Raw genomic sequence first — 21993 nt, 5'->3', positions numbered from 1 at the left:
CTCATGGATAAAATTAAACTAGGAATGGTAGGCGGTGGCAGTGGTGCGTTTATTGGTGCCATTCACCGAATTGCTGCACGCTTAGATAACCAATATGAATTAGTTGCTGGTGCATTAAGTGCCGATCCAGCCAGAGCGCAACAATCAGCCAAGGATTTAGGCATTGCTGCCGACCGTTGCTACCTAAGCTATCAAGATATGGCTGAGGCGGAAGCCGCTCGCCCTGATGGTATTGAAGCCGTAAGTATCGTAACACCTAATCATTTGCACTTCCCTATAGCTAAAGCATTTTTGGCCGCAGGTATTCATGTGATTTGTGACAAACCCATGACCTGCTCTCTTCACGAGGCAATGGAACTCAAAGAGCTGGCGAATAATAGCGGCAAGCTATTTGTGCTCACTCACAACTACAGTGCTTACCCCATGGTGCGCCAAGCCCAACAAATGGTTGGGGAAGGTTTGCTTGGCAAGCTGCGCTTGGTTCAAGTGGAGTATGCGCAAGATTGGCTCACGACCGCTGCGGAGAATACCGGCAACAAACAAGCCGAATGGCGCACCGATCCAAAGCGCTCGGGACCTGCTGGTTGCTTGGGCGATATTGGCACTCATGCCTTTAATCTAGCGGCCTTTATAAGTGGCTTACAGCTAGAACAAGTAAGCGCAGAGCTGTCTACTTTTGTAAATGGCCGAGTACTAGACGACAACGTACATGCCATGTTGCGCTTCGAGCAAGGTGTACGCGGCATGCTATGGAGCTCGCAGGTGGCCCCTGGTAATGAAAATGGTCTGCGGATTAGGGTTTATGGCAGTGATGGAGGGCTTGAATGGTCGCAAGAGCAGCCCAACCAACTATTGTACAGCCCATTCTCCCAGCCTAGCCGAATTATTAGCCGTGCAGGTTATGGATACAACGCCGAGCCTGAACACTTGGTGAGAACCCCTGCCGGCCACCCAGAGGGCTACTTAGAAGGCTTTGCCAATATTTACACCGAAACCGCCAAGGCTATTCGTATAGCACGCAGTGGCTCATCGGCCACCGACATTCTGGCGAATAGTTTATTGCCGGGAGTGAGACAAGGTGTAGAAGGCTTACAGTTCATCAATGCCATGATCCACTCCTCGCAAAATAACGGTAAATGGACCGCTTTGGAGAACGTTCATGAGCTTGCCTAAACCTATTCTGAGCTTGGAGAAAATCACTAAAAGCTTTTCTGGGGTACAAGTTTTACACGGCATTAGCGTTGAGGTGCAACCAGGCGAAGTAATGGGCATTCTTGGTGAAAATGGCGCGGGTAAATCTACCTTGCTAAAAATTATCTCTGGCATTTATCAGCGCAGTAGCGGCCAAGTGCTAGTTAATGGCAAAGCCGTTGAGATAAACAGCCCAGCAGACGCCAAAGCCTTGGGCATTGCGATGATTCCACAGGAATTTAACTTAATCGCCAGCCTCAGTGTATTTGAAAATATCTTCTTAGGCCAAGAGCTTAAAGGCAGTTTACTGCTGAATAAAAAAGCCATGCGCCAACGCACCTATCAGCTATTGAGCATGCTGGAAACCACCTTGTCACCCGATGCGCTGATTGAATCACTCAGCGTAGCCGAAAAACAAATGGTGGAGATAGCAAAAGCATTAGTAAATGATGCACGCATTTTGATTATGGATGAGCCCACCACGGTATTGACCAGCCAAGAAGTTACCGTGCTGTTCAAACTTATCGATAAACTTAAAGCGCAGGGCGTCACTATTTTGTTTATCTCGCACAAGCTTAAGGAGGTTAAACAATTGTGCGACCGCTTAATTATACTGCGCGATGGCGAATTAATCTCAGTAGACCAAGTTAGCCAGATTGATGAACAAGATATGGCGCGAAAAATGGTTGGGCGCGAGCTTAACCAAGTGTTTCCGGCTCGTTCACAAGTGCAAAACAAGGTAGCGCTGAAGGTGGAAAACCTCAGTGTGAAGAACCTAATTAGCAATGTTAGTTTTGAGGTGCGCCAAGGTGAAGTACTGGGCTTTGCCGGCTTAATTGGCAGTGGCCGCACCGAAACAGCAGAAGCGATAATGGGACTACGCCGACGTCAATGCGGTAATATTTTTGTTCATCAACAAGCCGTCACCATTCACAATATTAAAGACGCGGTAAAACATGGCTTGGCCTACCTAAGCGAAGATCGCCAAGGCTGTGGGTTAACCATGAGCTTTAATTTGCCCGAGAACATTAGCCTTATTTCACTGGGCAACTATTGCAAAGGCTTAATTAACCACGGCAAGGCTCGCCAACAAGCTCAGCAATATGTACGTAAATTCGACATTAAAGCAGCCTCTTTAGATACCGAGTTGCTTTACCTCAGCGGAGGCAATCAACAAAAAGTGTATTTATCGAAATGGATGGATACCCAGCCGCAAATACTGATTCTCGACGAACCCACTCGGGGCGTTGATGTAAATACCAAGAAAGAAATCTACCACTTTATCCAGAGCATGACCGAGCAAGGTTTAGCGGTTGTGGTGATCTCATCAGACATGGAAGAACTCATTGGCCTCGCCCACCGAGTATTGGTGATGCGCGAAGGCCAAATTCAAGGAGAGCTGCGTGAACAAGAAATCAACGAACAACAAATCATGTTTTTGGCCGCAGGTCTGCAAAGCCAGGCAACGCCGCTATCTACGCCGATGCAGGAGAGCCCCCAATGAGTGAGGTTGCTAAAATGAATCAAAAATCTGGGCTAAGCCCTAATTCCAGTTGGTTAAATAAGCTGCCTAAATTTACTCTGTCTAACTGGGCTCCTTTAGTCGCATTACTCATTTTGGTGGTGCTGTCGGCCATGGCCAGTGACCACTTCCTTATCCCAAGAAATCTTACCAATGTGCTTAGACAAGTCTCCTATACCGGCATTATTGCCCTAGGAATGACCTTTGTGATTATTGCCGGCGGAATAGATTTATCGGTGGGTTCAATGGTCGCCTTAGTGGGTGTACTGGTGATTATGCTGCTCAACTATTTAGGTGACGGCTGGATGGCAGTGACCGTTTCTATTGTTGCGGCGACGGCCATGGGTGCAGCTTTTGGCGCGGTAAATGGTTTACTCACCACTAAAGGCAAAATAACCGCCTTTGTCGCCACCCTAGCCACTATGTCTATTTTCCGCTCGCTTACCCTTTACATCAGTGATGCCGGAGAAATGGTCTCACAAAACAATCACTACCCTGATATTGGTGGCGGTTACTGGATGGGTATTCCCATTCCGGTTTGGCTATTCATTGGTTTGGCCTTTTTGGGTCATGTGGTTTTGCGCCACACCGCTTTTGGCCGCCATGTATGTGCGGTGGGCTCAAACCCCAAAGTAGCGACCTACTCGGCGATTAACGTGCAGCGGGTTTATTTTCTTACTTTTGTGATTGTTGGTTTCACTGTGGGTTTGTCTGCGGTGATGCTGTCCTCACGATTAAATTCGGTGAGCCCTGGTGATGCGGGCTTGTTTTACGAACTCGACGCCATTGCAGCGGTAGTAATAGGCGGCACTTCGCTGTCTGGCGGCAAAGGCACCTTATGGGGCACCGTTATCGGCGCCATCATATTAGGCATTATTAATAACATGCTGAATTTAATAGGGGTATCCCCCTACTTACAAGGAACGGTAAAAGGCTTAGTAATTTTAATTGCAGTGCTAATGCAATTTAAACGTGACCGCTAAACCAACACCGTAGATTAATACAAAGGAGAGTAACTCATGCGTTTATTGCAACACATAGCAAAACTACTACTTACCGCTACTTTTATTGCCTCACTGGGATTAAACGCCGCAGTAGCTAAAACCTTAAAAGTGGGTGTATCCGTTCCCTCAGCAGACCACGGTTGGACCGCAGGCTTGTTGTGGTGGGCAGAAAAAGCCGCCGACGACTTTAAGAAAAGTGAAGACGATATAGAGTTTTACGTAGTGGCTGCCAGCTCTGGTTCAAAACAAGTTGGCGATGTAGAAGATTTGATGATCAAAGGCATCGATGCCTTAGTGATACTGCCGCATAACCCTGCCACCTTACAAAAAGTGATTGAGGAAGCCTACGGCAGTGGCATCTACACCGTGGTGGTAGATCGCGAGCTAGAAACGCCAGCACAAAATGTGTTTATCGCGGGCGATAACGCAGGTTTAGGTAGTGTAAGCGGCGAATGGCTAGCTAAAGAAATGGAAGGCAAAGGCAAAGTGGTAGTTATTGAGGGGATGTCTATTCCGATTAACAAACAACGAGTAGACGCCTTTAACGAGGTGATTGCTCAACACAAAGGCATAACTATTCTTGATAGCCAACCCGCCGATTGGTCTACCCAAAAAGCCTTAGCGGTTATGGAAAACTACTTACAAAAACACCCAGAAATTGATGCGGTTTGGTGCCAAGATGATGACATGTTAAAAGGCGTGATGCAGGCGATCAAAGAATCAGGTCGCACCGACATTAAAACCGTATTAGGCGGAGCGGGCTCGCAAGACATCATCAAAATGGTGGTAGATGGTAACCCGGTAGTTCGCGCTACCGTCACCTATCCACCTAGCATGGTTGCTTCTGGTATTGCTTTGGCGATTACCGGTGCTCGCCATGAAATGCTGGGTAAAATGTACCATAGTGCGCCGTCTAGAGTTATTTTGGCGGCCGAGCTCATCGACATCAATAATGCTAGCGACTTTGTGGTAGCCGACGCGGCTTATTAAGTTTCCCTAAAAGCAAAAGCCCAAGTCTGCTTGTTACTAATAAGCGCTTGGGCTTTGTTGTTTTATCGCTTGGTTGATTTTACTTAGCGCTATAGCATAAGCCAAAAGCTAGTCTTCGGTTAGCAATTCAAAGCTCACATCAACACTATCGTTATAAATAAGTTGAGCAGCCTGATAAGAGCCAGCGTTCGCATCGGTTGCAGCTAGAGTGGCGCGCTCTATCTTCATCATGGGAAGCACTGACTGATTACGATAGTTAATCTCAACCACTGGGCCTAATAAGCCGTTATAGCCTTCGGCCAACTGCTTGGCCTTAATATAAGAATCGTTCACAGCCATAGCGCGTACTTGTTGCTTGTACTGTTCTTCTTGTGAGCTTTTGTATTGTAGCTGGCGTACTTCATTCACCCCGCTCAACATAGCTGCATCTAGTACTTGAGTCAGCCCATCTAGATTGGCCAGCTCAACGATGATACTGCGCTGCGCGCGGTAACCCACAAATACTCGTTCTCTATCTTGATATTTGTATTCAGCTTGAATTTGCAGTTGGCTGGCTTCAAAGCGGTCTGAGTCGGTTAATAAATTGGCAAGGTTTGATTGAGTAACTTTAACTATTTTATCGACCTGCTGTTTCGCATCACTGGCCGTTTTTGCCAAGCTACTAGCATGTAAATCTAATTGCACTTGGTCGGCAATTACCACTAACTTAGCCTCACCGCTAGTATGCAGCAAAGCGGCAAATACCGGAGAAATGCTAACACTGCAGGCAACCAAACCCACTAACAATAATTTGTTCATTACTTACCTCTGCTCATTAGTGCACTTAATCATTCAAGGTAAAACGCTGAGGAGGCGCAACATAACCTTGATAGGCATCTACAGGCAAGGCCGACAGCAGTTCAACTTGCTGTTGATTTTCGACACGCTGTGCCACTGTGATAATTTGTAAATTACGTGCGGCTCTGCATATCGCACTTAAGAAGTGGCTATCGCCATCTTCGGCCAAGGCCTGTGCTGTATAACCATAGTCAATTTTAACGTAATTAGGTTTAACCCTACTTAAGTAATTTAAGGAGTTTAGATTACGACCGTATTGATCAATACCAATTTGGAAACCCAGCTCTCTTAAACTGTCTAAACTGGCTTCTAACTGTTGGTTTTCTTGCAAAAAGGCTGTTTCTGGAATTTCAAAGGCCATTCGCGATGCCACCGTTTGATACTGCTGCGCCAGTTCGACTAACCACGCTAAAAAGCTCGCTTCGCTAATGGCCGATAAAGTTAAGTTAATCGCCAAGCTTAAATTATTGTCCTGCTGCAAAGCTCGCGCGGCTTGCTCAACCACCATTTGGTCAAACTGAGCGCCCAATCTAAATTGCTCTACCGCCGGCATAAACTGACCCGCAGCGTAATGCTGAGCATCCACTTCAATGGTAGTAAACAACTCGTGGTGTAATACTTTGTCGCTATGAATAAAGTTAACCACTTGCGCCTTGTAAGCCAAGCTTTGGCGACTAATGGTATTTTCTAGTAGCTGCTTCCATTTGCTACGAGGAATATGCGTATGCTCAACATCGGCCAAACTAAAGAAACCTTCGCGCAGCTCGCGAGCGTTATGTAGAGCGGTATCGGCTGCAGTTAATAGCTCGCCTATGTTTTCATCTTTTTGGCGTAATACTAAGCCCATCACCAATGGTCGAGGCATGTACTGCTTCCACGTAGCTAAGCGGGACAATAAATCTTTATTAATTTGCTCTGCGAGATCCAACAATTGCTGCTGATCGAAGCCCTCGGCTAATACTGCAAATTCTAAATTGCTTATGCGTGCAAATACCAGTTGCTGCTGTTGCTGGGTATAAGCGGTAAACAACTCCCCCACCGACTGAATAAACTCATCCCGGGCACTAAAACCATCACGCACGTGAATAGCTTCAATAATATCGATAGACAAGAGCGCAACCCCACCCACCCCAGACTCTGCTAACCAAGATTTGCTTTGATTGATGAAATAAGCGCGATTACCTAAGCCTGATACCGAGTCTTGAAAAGCTTGCTGGCGCAAAACGCTAGCTTCTTGTACTTGGCTTTCAAACTGCTGGGCAATGTTATCTGACATGTGGTTAATCGCACCCACTACACTGCGCAACTCTTGAGTATGTGGCAAAGGAATGGTTTGGCCAAAATTACGCTGTTCAATTAACTTAGCTTGTTGTTGAATTTGCTCCAGTGGTTTTAACAAATAACGCAGCGCCCGCATTAACAGCAACACCGTTGCTAAATACCCCACGACAAACAGCTTTGCTAAATCAACCATGGCGTTCCACAGTTGCAAATAGGCAAAGCCAGGATGGCCAACTACTTTTAGTTCTCCTAGCTGCATCCAACCACTGGTTAATACCTGTTCTTGAGCGCTGGGCTGAAATAATTCAAGTGAAGTAAACCACTCTGGCACGCCATCAATAGAACGAGTATTTCGGCGGTCGATCAAGCTGTCGTCGGCAAACAACTTAAGACTAATTTGCTGATAGTAGCCACTGTCGAACATGGCGTTAATTACCGACTCGGCACCAATTACATCTTCATCTTCTAGATAAGGGCTTAGAGATAAGCCTAAAGAAGTGCTTGTATTGTTTACATCTGATAGTTGCTGCTCAGACAGGTAACTACGGGTATTGCCAATTTCGATACTAAATACCACAGCCAGCAGGCCGCCGTAGATAAGCAGTACCACAATTAACAACTGGCGATATAAGGTCATAGTGTTCCCCTAAGCATCGAAATTCTTTATTGGTTTTTTGAGTTTATTAAGCCGCCAGCGTTGCTGGAGATCAGTCCAAAGTTTAAGACGACTAGATTTGCCAGCTAACTGGCCACGGCCTTTTTCTTTCATCAACCACAAGTGCTGACCATTAAAACTATAAATGGGTACTAGATCGCCGCGCTGCGTCGCCGGCAATATATTTGGATTGATGTTATCGAGAATAATCGGTATTGATGAAGGCGTTTCATAATACGCCACCACCATATGAAATTGGTTGTAAGTAAGAGACTTTACATAAACCAAGCGCATCTTTTCATCACTCACGCCCAGTTCTATTAACGAGAAGTATTTGGCAATGCTAAAGTCGTCACAATCTCCAGCTGCTGCGCCCAAGAATTCGACGGGAGTGGCCCAGTAGTCTTCTTGGCCCCATACATCAATATCATCAACAAATTGCATTTGATTGAAGAAATCATTAATGGAGCGAAGCTGGTCTGCTTCGCTTATGTTGTGACCATCGTTGATGGTTTGGCGCCAAGCTCGAACTCTAAGTTCGGCTTTTTCACCATAGAAATTACGAACGGTGCTGGCGAGCTCTTCTAGCTGGTAAGCGGTGGCAAACAGCAATACTGGCCAAGCCAGCAATGCTATCCACCAACGCGCTAAAAGTCCTCGCATAGCCTATTACTGCTTTAGGTGTGGCGTATAAATCGACCAACGAGGAACGACTTTGCGGTATTGCTCTTGTACAAAAATTCGCGCTCGGCGATTGGCAGCTTCTGCTTGTTCTGAATCACCCTCAGCCAATAGCTCTTCTTCTCCAATAGCTTCTAGTTCAATGCGCTCTGCGCTCACAGAATAATCATCAATTAACTGCTGGCGCACACTTGCTGCGCGATGTTCAGACAATTTAAGGTTGTAAGACTTACTGCCACTCGCGCTGGCGTAACCTTCAACACTGATTTTCACTTCTGGATACTTCTGCATAAAGTCGGCAACTTGCTGAAGCTGTGGTGCATATTCCTCGGTTAATTTGCTTGAGTCATGGCCAAAAAACACCATTAGTTCATAACCATCATCTACGTTTTGAAACTCTGAACAACCATCATTATCGACCGCCGCACCCACTTCGGTATCCGGGCAAAGATCCCGCTCATTAATAACACCATCACTGTCTTGGTCTTGGCGGTCGTAATTAGCAGGCTCAGCCTGGTAAGTATCAGCAGTTTGACTACACGCAATTAAGGCCAAAACAGCCACTGCGATAATTAAACTCTTTTTTATCATTAAAAAGTCCAGCTCTCAGGTCGATTAACACGTAAGGCCTCAAGCAATAAGCCTGTGGCATTGAGTAAACGGTATTTCGCGCGAAGCTCATCAATATCGGCGCTAATGAATTCATTTTGCGCTTCAAATAGTTCATTTTCGGTATTCAGCACATCTAACAGGCTACGCTTACCTAAGTTAAACTGCTTCTTGTAAGCTTCGACTGTCTGATAACTCGCTTCAACATGCTGTTGTAAAAAGGATTTTTGACGAACCAATACATCCCAAGCATTCCAAGCTAAGCGGGTACCCTCACTAACTTGGCGATGTGCGTCTTCGCCCACGGCTTTAGCACGATTAACGTCGTAAGCACTGCGTCGTATTTCCGCTGCATCACTGCCACCATTAAATAAGTTGTAACGTAAGCGGAGCATCGCGGCTAGCTCATAATCTTTAGTATCATCTAAACCATTTTGATTACGATCCCAATTACCATCTAATTCTAAGGCAATCTCAGGATAATTATTGGCTTTGGCGACGGTATTTTGCGCATTGGCGGCTGCAACATCAAATTGAGCAGCCTTTAGCGTTGGGTGCACATCTAAGGCTACCATTAGGGCAGAATCTAAATCTGAGGGTAACATTGACACATCAGCCCCTGGTTGCACTAAATCTTTTGGCAATTCGTTTACTACACGTAAAAACTGAGTTTGTGCATCCATTAAGTTATTTTTAGCCGATAAAGAATTAGTGGTTGCTCGGGCAACACGACCGTTTACTTGAGTCAAATCGGCACTGGAGCCAACGCCAGAATCGGTGCGTTTTTTAATATCTTTTTGAATAGCTAGGTGGGTTTGTAAGTTACTTTCGGCTAGCTCCGATAACTGTTGCTGCTTAATCACTTCTAGATAAACATCCACTACCCGCAAGGCAATATTTTCAGCATCGTTATATAACAGCCATTGATCGGCCAAGGTTTCGTTTTCAGTACGAGTAACCTCTCCAGATGTAGCAAAACCACTGAATAGTAGCTGGCGAATGCTCACGCCAATTTCAGTAGGATTTGCACTATTCACACCCAAAGTTTCCGTTTCACGTTGTCCCCAACCAGCACCTGCCGTAAGGTCAATCGTTGGATAATAACCACCTTTAGCACTTTGGTATTGTTCGCTACTGGCCTTAAATTGATTAAAGGATGATTGCAATTGAGGATGCTCGGTAAGCACTTTAGCTACCGCTTGCTCCAATGACTGAGCTGAAGCCAAGTTACAAGACATCAATAGACCAGACGCTAGGGTTAAGGTCAGCTTATTCATTAACACTCCTTGTCGCAGGCTAACCAAAGGGTTAGCAAACAGACTTTCTTATCGTTCGCGTAGCGCTGATTGTTGCGCTTTGATTATTGGTTTAAGCAAATAATCTAAAATACTTTTCTTGCCAGTGATGATATCTACACTAGATAGCATTCCGGGAATAATCGGCAATGGTGCATCATCATTACCTAAATAGTTTTTATCAGTTCTCACTCTCACCAAATAATAACTATTCCCTTCCTCATCCAAAATGGTGTCAGCACTAATATGCTCTAGTCGGCCGTCCAAGCCACCATAAATGGAAAAATCGTAAGCACTGAATTTAACAACAGTTTTAAGCCCTGGACGAAGAAATGCAATATCTTTTGGTTGGATTTTGGCCTCAACTAATAGATTGTCTTCAATTGGTACTATTTCCATAATACTCATGCCTGGTTGAACGACCCCGCCTACAGTATTAATGTAAATTTTCTTAACGGTACCTTTTACTGGAGAGACAACTGAGGTTCGATCCACTCTATCACGCAAGCTAACTTGCCCCTCGCTTAAAGGTTGTAGCTCTGCCTCAATTTGGTTAAGTTCACGACGTGCTTCACTAAGAAAATTGAGAGCGATATCTCGGCGCTTGTAAATCGTTTCACTAATTGCGCTATTGATTTTTGGTTCAAGTAGCTTGCTGCTTTGCAGCTCACCATTCAAATCGTTGGCTTGGCGACGCAATTTTAAAATCTCAACTTGAGAAACAATCCCTTCTTCTGCTAAAGGCTTGGTGATACGCAGCTCTTCTAAGACCAGATTATAACTAGTGTTCACATGAGTGATTTTTGATTTAAGCTCGAGTAACTCTTGCTGCTTTTGCTCAATTTGACCTGCGGTAATTGATAGCTGATTTTGCAATGCATTGAGGCGTGCCGACTTTTGTAGTTGCTGTCCTGTCACTTCTGAAGGGTACTTCTGTTTAAATTCGTCATCAAACTCGATATCAGCTTCAACAATTTCGACCTGTTCTCTCCACTGTTTAGTCGGTAATTCGGAATTGAGCTTAATACTGGAAATTTCACTTTTCAGTCGAGCGACATCACCTTCTAGGTTTATTACTCGTTGCTGTTGCTCTCTAAAGTCAGAACGAAAGCGGGTATCATCAATCAATAGCAAGGGCTGGGCAGGCTCAACTTGCTCACCCTCTTTCACCAAAATCTGCTTTAAAATACCACCTTCTAGGTTCTGAATGGTTTGAATTTGTTGCGAGGGGATCACCTTGCCGCTGCCTACGGTTACTTCATCCACCTTGGCCCAGTGAGCCCAATACAGTGCGCAAGCTAGCAAAACAAAAATAAGCCACAACAAACGCTTAGAGCGACGTGGCGTTTTCATCAAAATAGCAGCATTAATATCGTCAACAAACTTTAGCTCAGCTTCCGAGAGGTCCTGCTTGCGCTTACTCATTTGGCGCCCTCACTTTACCACTACGCAATAACTCTAGCACTTCTGCTTTGCTGCCATCGGCAACCACTTGGCCTCGTTCTAGTACAATAATCCGATCCACTAAATCCAGCATCGACATTTTGTGGGTAATTAAAATAAAAGTTTTATCTTCGGCCACTTTCTTCAAACGTTCTTTGACGAAATTTTCCGAATAGGCATCCATGCTGCTGGTTGGTTCATCCAATACCAATACTGGCGGATTAAACAACAGTGCTCGTGCTAAGGCGACAGCTTGGCGCTGCCCACCCGACAGATATTGACCCCGTTCACCGACTTGTCTGTCTAAGCCTTCTGGGTCCACATCGGTAAATTGAGTAACACCAGCCAATTCAGCAGCTCGGAAGATTAACTCATCTTCAATATGCGGCACACCTAAGGTGATGTTTTCACGAATAGAGCCAAAAAACAGATTGATGTCTTGCGGTAAACAGCCCATTTTCTGTCGAATATCAGCAGGGCTAATTTGGTTAAGATCCACACCATCGAGGCGAATAGCACCATGCTGAGGTGTATAGAACCCCAGCAAGACTTTCTCTAAACTAGTTTTTCCAGCGCCAATTTTGCCAATAATCGCAACTTTTTCTTTGGCTTTTAGAGAGAAGCTTACATTCTTAAGTACTTGCTGATCGCTACCAGGATAGGTAAAGCTCACATCCGTAAAACTGATTGCTCCGTCGAAATGAGAACGATGCATATAACGCTCTAAATTCTCATCGGGCAATTGCATAATATCTTCGAGATTTTCTAATGCAGATTGTGCTTGGTTATAACGTGTTGCGAGTAGAGAAACTTGAGAGAATGGCACTAAGGCGCGACCAGTAAGCATAACAGCAGCAACCAAGCCGCCCATCGATAACTCACCTTGAGAGATTTGGAATACCCCAACAACCACTATCAATACCGTGGTACTTTGTGAGACAAAGGCGTTAACGTTACCTACCGATGTGGCTAGCTTGCGAATAGCCATGTTCCAAGTGGCGATGTTACCTACTAGCTCTTCCCACTTGTGTTGAAACTGACTCTCGGCCCCAGCTAATTTCAAGGATTCAATGCCATTTAGGCTTTCGATCAGATGGGCATTTTTTTGGCTGGCAAAGCGACTACCCAATTCAACTTCTTGATGCATTTTGCGTTTAATATAAAAAGAATAAAGTAGCATTAACAAAGCCGCACCTGCGGGCACCAGAGCTAATGGCCCAGCCACCATGGCGATGACCAATAAGAACAACAAGGAAAAGGGTACATCAACCAAGGCCGCGATGGTTGAGGAGGTGACAAACTCCCTAATAGAATCAAACTCTTGCACATTCTTAGCAAAAGCCCCCACCGAAGGCGGCCGCACTTCTGCTTTGATGTTGAGTAGTTTTTCGAAGATCCGCGCAGAGAGCAAAATATCAGACTTTTTCGCCGCTAAGTCTAGGGTATATGCGCGCATCTGTTTCAGGGCAAAATCAAACACCAGCACCAAGGCCATTCCTGCGGTAAGTACCCATAAGGTATCAATCGCCGAGTTAGGTACCACACGGTCATAGACGTTCATAACAAACAGTGGAGAGGCTATCGCAAACAAATTAAGAAACAAGGAAGCGACTAAGGCATCGCGATAAATGGGCGCTGAGCGACGCAGCGTATTCCAAAACCAATGACCTTGCTTATTGCTTAATGACTCTGGAGAACGAGCATCAAAGCGATAACGCTTACGAACATAGCAGCAAAAGCCGGTGTAATCTGGCTCTAGTTTATCTAAAGGAATATGTTCATGACTATCGGGAAGTTCCGGCCAAGCCACTTCTATGTCTTCTTCAGTTCGTGAAAGCAGCACACAAGAACGACCATCTTTTAACAGCAAAATGCAAGGTAAGAGCAATTCAGGTATTTTGTTAATTGGCTTTTTAACAATAGAGGCGTCCATACCGGCACGCAAAGCGGCACGAGGCAATAAGGCAGGTGTTAGCAAGCCTTCCTCTAGAGGCAGGCCAGCAGAGAGAGCGCGCGCAGAGAAAGGTTTACCGTAATACTTAGATAAAAATACTAAACTACTCAGTAAAGGGTCTGTTCTTTCTGCGGTTAAATCTAAATCACGATATTGCTGCTGTGGGTTAGCGTCCTGCACCGAGCGTCCTTTCCATAAACAAAAACATCAAGAGTAAGCCTTAGCTTACTCTTGAATCTACAATTTCCCAAACCTTAAGCGGCTAGTTATCTACATTAAGCTGTTGATCTTCAATTAATTGGCTCAAAATTTCACTATCGCTCATGCCTGAGAAGTCTACATCTTTAAGGGTAATAGTTTGATGAACACTTTCACCATTGCTGGCGCCGTCTTTATCGATTGAGATAATCGTCTCAACATTACCGCCATTATTGACGGTTTCAAAAGACAAATAAGATTCTAAGCTTGCCTCTGTTTCACCTTGCAGCAAATCACTTAAATCAAGCACGTCAGGCGAATTATCTGGATCACTATCATCCTTTAGCGTGAAGTCGGTAATTGTGTCATTGCTGCTACCTTGATCATCACCATCTAACCAAGCAAACATGTCACTGTCGTCGCCACCGGTAAGAATATCATTACCTTGGCCACCTATCAGCAAGTCTTCTCCAACACCACCATCAAGCTGGTCGTCACCCGCATAACCAACTAAGGCGTCATCTCCGGCATCACCATCGATAGCATTAGCCGCCTCATTGCCTACAAGTACTTCATCACCCTCGCCACCATCAATTGAGCTACCTTGAACACCAATAAGCTCTGCAGTGGTAGTATCTAAGGCACCACCATCACCTATGATGCTGTATTCAAATTCCTCTTGGGTATCGGTAAGCGCTGATTTTTGATAAACAGCACTGCTGGCATCAATGGTTAGGTGCATCTGGTAAAAACCGCTATCGGTGTCATCATCGGCAACGATTTGTATGTAATATTCACCTTCTTCGGTTGCAGTAAAGCTACCTCTAGGTCCCTGCCAATCTTCTTGGAATTTGGTAGTACCGTTATCAGTGACTAAAAGATTCCCCTCTGCATCATAAATGAAAGCATCTACTTTGACTCTTTCTTGACCAGAAATAGTGGCCATATTTGCCCACAGCACTTCACCTTTGGCTAAAGTAACTTTAATCCAATCTTCATCGGCATTAGTCACTGGAGCGTTATCATTTACCAACTCACTTTGGTAGGTGAATGAATAGCCTCCCGATACAATTTGAGGAATATTCCCGTCATTTAAGCTAAATAGAGAACGGTCACTTAAGTCCACTGCATCGTGGCCATTAAAATCAACAAAGCTTACATCTTCAGCAGTTGCGATAATCGATAACTCTTCGGTTTCAAAGTTGCTATCGTGAATACCTAAGCCGACTCCATCATCAGAATCAAACAAAATTTCATCACTACCACTTACCGAGCCACCAACGGCAGTGCCTACTCCATCAAAACTGATATCGTCCCCAGTATCGTTCCAAAGTAGTGCCAGACTTGGCACGCTTATGGTGCTGCTACCATCTTGGTTAGTAATGATCACATCTCGGTTAGCATCAACCACTGCTTCAAATACAGTGTTTATTTCAATGTTAATAGAGCTGCTATCACCATCATAATCAGTAACACTTACTTCAAATTTCTCTTGTTTGCCCCATCCATCACCGCCCACATCAAGCTCATAAGAATACGCACCAGTAACAAAGTTAAGCAGCAGTACTCCGCCTAATGCAGTAGTAACACTTAAGTTTTTCTCTTGTTCGGGAACGACGTTAGGATCATAGGTATATGTTACGTTGTCTACTTTGATAGAGCTTACGTAACCATCATCAGCACCCACCATAAATCCATCCGTAGAAGCGGTATGAAGTAAACCGAGCGATGCATCAACTTCAGCCTCTAGGTAACTCTCTACTATTGTTACCGATAAATCATTTGGATCATCAACAATAAAAGCAAACTCATCAGTAGCAGATTCTGAAGCAATATCTCTAAGAATTTCTAGATCAGCTTGACCAATACCAATCCCGTAGCTGGTATCAATATTATCGCGTATAAACTCATCCCAAGCCGTTAAACCATTTAAGCCATTGTATTCAACAGTTTCATCAATCCCATAGCCAAAGTTTGGCTCACCATCAGAAATAAAATACAACAGTGTATTATCGGCATCAGGTTGCTGTGCACTGGTACTAGTTGCAATAACTTCGTTAAGCGCTGCATCGTAATGCGTACCGCCACCAGAACTTAAATTTTGTAAGTAAGTTAGAGCATCTTCAACATCATCACCGATCCAGCCACTACTTATGACCGAATCAGAAAAGCCAATAATTTGCACGTTTACATTACCAACCGCATCAGCTTGCTCAATTAAATTAGACAAGGCATCAACGGCTATCTCAAGGTAGTTTAAACCATCGCCGTGCTCACCATTGGTCATACTTGCAGAGGTATCCAACACCAGTACAAGGTTAGTAGTTACTAGTAAGGGGCTTGACTCCAAACTATGCGATACATCATTACCTACCGGTGCGTCATCCACGATGTTTACATCTAGAGTTGCTTGAGTCACAAAGCCTGATGCAGGATTGGCAATGACGTAGTTGAAGCTTTCACTGACAACATCTCCAGCCAAACTGGCGCTTTCGAGCTGATACTCATAATCGCCTTTGCTAAAGCCATTATAATCTTGGGTATAAACACTTAACTGACCTTGATTAGTATCGATTAAAATCACACCATTCGCGTCAGCAGTATGGGGAACTCCTTGATAAACAACAGAGCTCAATTCCAAACCATCAACTAAGCCATCATCATTTGCTAATAAATTACCTGTGGCTAAGCTGCTTGCAGAACTAGGATCAGAACCCGTAGCTAAACCCGATTCAGCAACTTGAGCACCATCATCTACTAAACTGACCACGTTGCCAGTTACATTAGCGCTGCTTTCTGCGCCATGCTCATCTTGTAATACGTATGAAAACTCGACTAAGCCACTACTATTTGCACTCGCCGTATAGCTAATAACTCCAGCAGCACTAACATTAACCACCCCATTTGGTACTGAGATACTTTGAGCGACACCAGGAGTCAGATCTGTACCGTGAATTGATTTAACGCTGATTGCATCGCCTTCCAAGTCGCTATCATTAGCAACAAGGTCAAGCAAAACTGTCTCTGATGATGCAATGTTAGCGAAGTCATCATCTTGTGCGTCTGGGGCATCGTTCACAGGGATGATGTCTAAGTCGGCAGTCCCGGTGCTGATGGTGGCCTCACCATCGCTGATCTCGTAACTAAAGCTGACGCTACCGTCATCGTCTTTAGCAGGGGTGTAGGTCCAAGTGCCATCGTTATTGTTGGTGAGCGTGCCGTTACCAATTAGGCTGAGCTTGCTCACCGATAGATCCGCTAGCTCATTATCGATATCTCCAGCGTTGCCTAGAAGCTCGGCTTCGGTGATCACTCGGCCACCCACTGCATCTTCCGCCACAGGCTCTAAAACCACATTGCTAGTGGTAGGCGCATCGTTCACGGGGGTAATGTCTAGGTCGGCAGTCCCGCTGCTGATGGTGGCCTCACCATCGCTGATCTCGTAACTAAAGCTGACGCTACCGTCATCGTCTTTAGCAGGGGTGTAGGTCCAAGTGCCATCGTTATTGTTGGTGAGCGTGCCGTTACCAATTAGGCTGAGCTTGCTCACCGATAGATCCGCTAGCTCATTATCGATATCTCCAGCGTTGCCTAGAAGCTCGGCTTCGGTGATCACTCGGCCACCCACTGCATCTTCCGCCACAGGCTCTAAAACCACATTGCTAGTGGTAGGCGCATCGTTCACGGGGGTAATGTCTAGGTCGGCAGTCCCGCTGCTGATGGTGGCCTCACCATCGCTGATCTCGTAACTAAAGCTGACGCTACCGTCATCGTCTTTAGCAGGGGTGTAGGTCCAAGTGCCATCGTTATTGTTGGTGAGCGTGCCGTTACCAATTAGGCTTAGGTTGCTCACCGATAAATCCGCTAGCTCATTATCGATATCTCCAGCGTTGGCTAGAAGCTCGGCTTCGGTGATCACTCGGCCACCCACTGCATCTTCCGCCACAGGCTCTAAAACCACATTGCTAGTGGTAGGCGCATCGTTCACGGGGGTGATGTCTAGGTCGGCAGTCCCGCTGCTGATGGTGGCCTCACCATCGCTGATCTCGTAACTAAAGCTGACGCTGCCGTCATCGTTCTCAGCTGGCGTATAGGTCCAAGTGCCATCGTTATTGTTGGTGAGCGTGCCATTACCAATTAGGCTTAGGTTGCTCACCGATAAATCCGCTAGCTCATTATCGATATCTCCAGCGTTGGCTAGAAGCTCGGCTTCGGTGATCACTCGACCACCTACTGCATCTTCTGCCACAGGCTCTAAAACCACATTGCTAGTGGTAGGTGCATCGTTCACGGGGGTAATGTCTAAGTCGGCAGTACCTGTGCTGATGGTCGCTTCACCATCGCTAATGTCGTAGCTAAAGCTCACACTGCCGTCATCGTTCTCAGCTGGCGTATAGGTCCAAGTGCCATCGTTATTGTTGGTGAGCGTGCCGTTACCAATTAGGCTTAGGTTGCTCACCGATAAATCCGCTAGGTCATTATCGATATCTCCAGCGTTGGCTAGAAGCTCGGCTTCGGTGATCACTCGACCACCTACTGCATCTTCTGCCACAGGCTCTAAAACCACATTGCTAGTGGTAGGTGCATCGTTCACGGGGGTAATGTCTAAGTCGGCAGTACCTGTGCTGATGGTCGCTTCACCATCGCTAATGTCGTAGCTAAAGCTCACACTGCCGTCATCGTTCTCAGCTGGCGTATAGGTCCAAGTGCCATCGTTATTGTTGGTGAGCGTGCCGTTACCAATTAGGCTTAGGTTGCTCACCGATAAATCCGCTAGGTCATTATCGATATCTCCAGCGTTGGCTAGAAGCTCGGCTTCGGTGATCACTCGACCACCTACTGCATCTTCTGCCACAGGCTCTAAAACCACATTGCTAGTGGTAGGTGCATCGTTCACGGGGGTAATGTCTAAGTCGGCAGTACCTGTGCTGATGGTCGCTTCACCATCGCTAATGTCGTAGCTAAAGCTCACACTGCCGTCATCGTTCTCAGCTGGCGTATAGGTCCAAGTGCCATCGTTATTGTTGGTGAGCGTGCCGTTACCAATTAGGCTTAGGTTGCTCACCGATAAATCCGCTAGGTCATTATCGATATCTCCAGCGTTGGCTAGAAGCTCGGCTTCGGTGATCACTCGACCACCTACTGCATCTTCTGCCACAGGCTCTAAAACCACATTGCTAGTGGTAGGTGCATCGTTCACGGGGGTAATGTCTAAGTCGGCAGTACCTGTGCTGATGGTCGCTTCACCATCGCTAATGTCGTAGCTAAAGCTCACACTGCCGTCATCGTTCTCAGCTGGCGTATAGGTCCAAGTGCCATCGTTATTGTTGGTGAGCGTGCCGTTACCATTAAGGCTGAGCTTGCTCACCGATAAATCCGCTAGCTCATTATCGATATCTCCAGCGTTGCCTAGAAGCTCGGCTTCGGTGATCACTCGACCACCCACTGCATCTTCTGTCACAGGCTCTAAAACCACATTACTGGTGGTAGGTGCGTCGTTCACGGGGGTAATGTCTAGGTCGGCAGTGCCTGTGCTGATAGTGGCCTCACCATCGCTGATCTCGTAACTAAAACTGACGCTGCCGTCATCGTTCTCAGCTGGCGTATAGGTCCAAGTGCCATCGTTGTTGTTGGTGAGCGTGCCATTACCATTAAGGCTGAGCTTGCTCACCGATAAATCCGCTAGCTCATTATCAATATCACCGGCATTAGCCAAAAGCTCGGCTTCGGTGATCACTCGACCACCCACTGCATCTTCTGCCACTGGGTCTAAAACCACATTACTGGTGGTAGGCTCATCGTTCACGGGGGTAATGTCTAGGTCGGCAGTCCCGCTGCTGATGGTGGCCTCACCATCGCTGATCTCGTAACTAAAGCTGACGCTACCGTCATCGTCTTTAGCAGGGGTGTAGGTCCAAGTGCCATCGTTATTGTTGGTGAGCGTGCCGTTACCAATTAGGCTGAGCTTGCTCACCGATAGATCCGCTAGCTCATTATCGATATCTCCAGCGTTGCCTAGAAGCTCGGCTTCGGTGATCACTCGGCCACCCACTGCATCTTCCGCCACAGGCTCTAAAACCACATTGCTAGTGGTAGGCGCATCGTTCACGGGGGTAATGTCTAGGTCGGCAGTCCCGCTGCTGATGGTGGCCTCACCATCGCTGATCTCGTAACTAAAGCTGACGCTACCGTCATCGTCTTTAGCAGGGGTGTAGGTCCAAGTGCCATCGTTATTGTTGGTGAGCGTGCCGTTACCAATTAGGCTTAGGTTGCTCACCGATAAATCCGCTAGCTCATTATCGATATCTCCAGCGTTGGCTAGAAGCTCGGCTTCGGTGATCACTCGGCCACCCACTGCATCTTCCGCCACAGGCTCTAAAACCACATTGCTAGTGGTAGGCGCATCGTTCACGGGGGTGATGTCTAGGTCGGCAGTCCCGCTGCTGATGGTGGCCTCACCATCGCTGATCTCGTAACTAAAGCTGACGCTGCCGTCATCGTTCTCAGCTGGCGTATAGGTCCAAGTGCCATCGTTATTGTTGGTGAGCGTGCCATTACCAATTAGGCTTAGGTTGCTCACCGATAAATCCGCTAGCTCATTATCGATATCTCCAGCGTTGGCTAGAAGCTCGGCTTCGGTGATCACTCGGCCACCCACTGCATCTTCTGCCACAGGCTCTAAAACCACATTGCTAGTGGTAGGCGCATCGTTCACCCGAATAACATCTGCCGTATCGTTGGCAGAAGCAGTTTTGCCATTGGCGGTCACTTCGACACTCACTTCAAGCTCAGATAGATTGAGTGTATCGTTGTTAACCGCAGCCACTCCGGCGTCGCTCAGTTTGACTTGGTTGCCATCAAGCACCAAATAGCCATCGCCATTGTTGAGCAAGGCGTAGGTCTGGGCGTCACCTTCTGGGTCATTTGAGCTGAAGTTAGCCACCACCGTATCGGTCGATACCGACTCTTCGGTCAGCGCTTCTGCGCTCACGCTTATGCTTGGGCCTTCGTCCACTCGGGTGATACTGGCAGTATCGCTGTCGCTGGCGGTTTTGCCATTGGCGGTCACTTCGACACTCACTTCAAGCTCAGATAGATTGAGTGTATCGTTGTTAACCGCAGCCACTCCGGCATCGCTCAGTTTGACTTGATTGCCATCAAGCACCAAATAGCCATCGTCATTGTTCAGTAAGGCGTAAGTCTGTACATCACCTTCTGGGTCACTTGAGCTGAAGTTAGCCACCACCGTATCGGTCGATACCGACTCTTCGGTCAGCGCTTCTGCGCTCACGCTTATGCTTGGGCCTTGGTCAACCGGAGGAGTGACTCCATCGTCAGTGCGAGCAATGCTTAGGTCGGCACTATCGGTTGCTGTCAAACCATTTGCTTCAGCTTGTATCGTAATATTTAAAGAGGTTAGGTTTAGCTGATCATCATTTACTGCTGTAACTCCCGCCTCTGTAAGCTTAATCTCGTTTCCATCAATGATTAAAAAGCCCTGAGGATCGTTAATTAAACTATGGGTGATTACATCACCATCGGGGTCGCTAGAGCTAAATGTAGCCACAACAGTATTGGTGTCAACGGCACCTTCGGTTATAGCTTGTGCAGTTAAACTGATAGTTGGCGCTTGGTCAGGACTAGGCGCTGGAGACGAAGGTTCATTTGATACGCCACTCGCGACTGAAGGCTCTACAGCATCGTTATCTGTGATCGCAAATTCAGAGCTAGGGGCTGGAGTTTGAGTATCAAAACCAGCTTGAGCAATAGTCTCTTCACCTATACGGTCAATCGTAACAAATCCACCATTACCGCCAGCAATACCTTCACTAGCAGGAGTACCACCAGCAGCGGTTGCTTCAAATAACTCGGTAGGGTCGGCTCCTTCCAAAATAGCTTGTTGTAATGCCTCTACGTCAAGATCATTGACCGCATTCAACTGCGAAAGTGTTTGGCTTGGATCAAATTCTGGTAATTGAGTGGCGCTGTTGTCCCCCATCACGTATTGGTCATCACTATAATAAAAACCAAGTTGCGCACCTTGTGAGGTAATAATCAGTTCGCCGGGAGCGATATTATCTCCTGGCTGTAGGGATCTAATATTGCCTTGGGCATCTACGGCAAAGGCTTGCCCTTGAATAGATACAATCGTTGCACTTGAAGTTGCAATGCTCTGTTCCATTTGATTATTCCTTTCAATCTTTTCTAGTACGCTTGCTGTCCGCAGCCCGCGACTCACGCCAATTCGTTAGGCTTAGAGTATAAATTTTAGCCAATAGCGTTAAATTTAACGAATGAATTTTTCTAATCTAGCGCTAACAAGCACGATAAGC

12 protein-coding genes are annotated in these 21993 nt (G+C 46.3%); 4 read left to right on the top strand and 8 right to left on the bottom strand.

Going from position 1 to position 21993, the window contains the following annotated elements; all coding sequences use genetic code 11:
* Window positions 1-3: 3 nt before the first annotated feature.
* From K5L93_RS13850 to K5L93_RS13835, 4 genes are read left to right on the top strand one after another with little or no spacing between them, the layout of a single operon-like run.
* Complete coding sequence (locus K5L93_RS13850; RefSeq protein ID WP_220720359.1) at window positions 4-1173, top strand: Gfo/Idh/MocA family protein; 1170 nt, start codon at window positions 4-6, stop codon at window positions 1171-1173.
* A complete protein-coding gene (locus K5L93_RS13845; protein ID WP_220720358.1) occupies window positions 1160-2695 on the top strand; it encodes a sugar ABC transporter ATP-binding protein in 1536 nt (511 codons plus the stop codon). The genes K5L93_RS13850 and K5L93_RS13845 overlap by 14 nt, the downstream gene beginning before the upstream one ends.
* Window positions 2692-3696, top strand: a complete 1005-nt coding sequence (locus K5L93_RS13840) for an ABC transporter permease (RefSeq protein WP_246615054.1) — start codon at window positions 2692-2694, stop codon at window positions 3694-3696. The genes K5L93_RS13845 and K5L93_RS13840 overlap by 4 nt, the downstream gene beginning before the upstream one ends.
* A gap of 36 nt (window positions 3697-3732) precedes the next feature.
* Window positions 3733-4707, top strand: coding sequence for a substrate-binding domain-containing protein (locus tag K5L93_RS13835; protein WP_220720357.1), 975 nt, complete (start codon window positions 3733-3735; stop codon window positions 4705-4707).
* A 108-nt stretch (window positions 4708-4815) separates the two neighbouring features.
* Here K5L93_RS13835 and K5L93_RS13830 read toward each other — a convergent pair whose 3' ends face one another.
* The 8 genes from K5L93_RS13830 to K5L93_RS13795 all read right to left on the bottom strand — a co-directional run bounded on the left by K5L93_RS13830 (window position 4816) and on the right by K5L93_RS13795 (window position 21842).
* Window positions 4816-5505: an SIMPL domain-containing protein gene (locus K5L93_RS13830; protein WP_220720356.1), complete on the bottom strand. Its 690-nt coding sequence runs from the start codon at window positions 5503-5505 to the stop codon at window positions 4816-4818.
* 25 nt (window positions 5506-5530) lie between these two features.
* Window positions 5531-7462: a bifunctional diguanylate cyclase/phosphodiesterase gene (locus K5L93_RS13825; RefSeq protein ID WP_220720355.1), complete on the bottom strand. Its 1932-nt coding sequence runs from the start codon at window positions 7460-7462 to the stop codon at window positions 5531-5533.
* A gap of 9 nt (window positions 7463-7471) precedes the next feature.
* A complete protein-coding gene (locus tag K5L93_RS13820) occupies window positions 7472-8143 on the bottom strand; it encodes a transglutaminase-like cysteine peptidase (protein ID WP_220720354.1) in 672 nt (223 codons plus the stop codon).
* Between the two features lie 6 nt (window positions 8144-8149).
* Complete coding sequence (locus tag K5L93_RS13815; RefSeq protein WP_220720353.1) at window positions 8150-8752, bottom strand: OmpA family protein; 603 nt, start codon at window positions 8750-8752, stop codon at window positions 8150-8152.
* Window positions 8752-10047 carry a TolC family outer membrane protein gene (locus K5L93_RS13810; RefSeq protein WP_220720352.1) on the bottom strand — a complete coding sequence of 432 codons (1296 nt, stop codon included), beginning with the start codon at window positions 10045-10047 and terminating at the stop codon, window positions 8752-8754. Before K5L93_RS13810 ends, K5L93_RS13815 begins: the two co-directional genes overlap by 1 nt.
* Before the next feature lie 48 nt (window positions 10048-10095).
* Window positions 10096-11490, bottom strand: a complete 1395-nt coding sequence (locus tag K5L93_RS13805) for an HlyD family type I secretion periplasmic adaptor subunit (RefSeq protein WP_220720351.1) — start codon at window positions 11488-11490, stop codon at window positions 10096-10098.
* Entirely contained in the window at window positions 11483-13642 is a 2160-nt protein-coding gene (locus K5L93_RS13800) for a type I secretion system permease/ATPase (RefSeq protein WP_220720350.1), read from the bottom strand. Before K5L93_RS13800 ends, K5L93_RS13805 begins: the two co-directional genes overlap by 8 nt.
* 82 nt (window positions 13643-13724) lie before the next feature.
* Window positions 13725-21842 carry a retention module-containing protein gene (locus K5L93_RS13795; RefSeq protein ID WP_220720349.1) on the bottom strand — a complete coding sequence of 2706 codons (8118 nt, stop codon included), beginning with the start codon at window positions 21840-21842 and terminating at the stop codon, window positions 13725-13727.
* Window positions 21843-21993: the final 151 nt, after the last annotated feature.

Origin of the sequence: Agarivorans litoreus (assembly GCF_019649015.1) — a bacterium.
Classification (GTDB): domain Bacteria; phylum Pseudomonadota; class Gammaproteobacteria; order Enterobacterales; family Celerinatantimonadaceae; genus Agarivorans; species Agarivorans litoreus.
The sequence above is the reverse complement of the archived record's forward strand: the minus strand, read 5'-3'. Positions and strand labels throughout refer to the sequence as shown.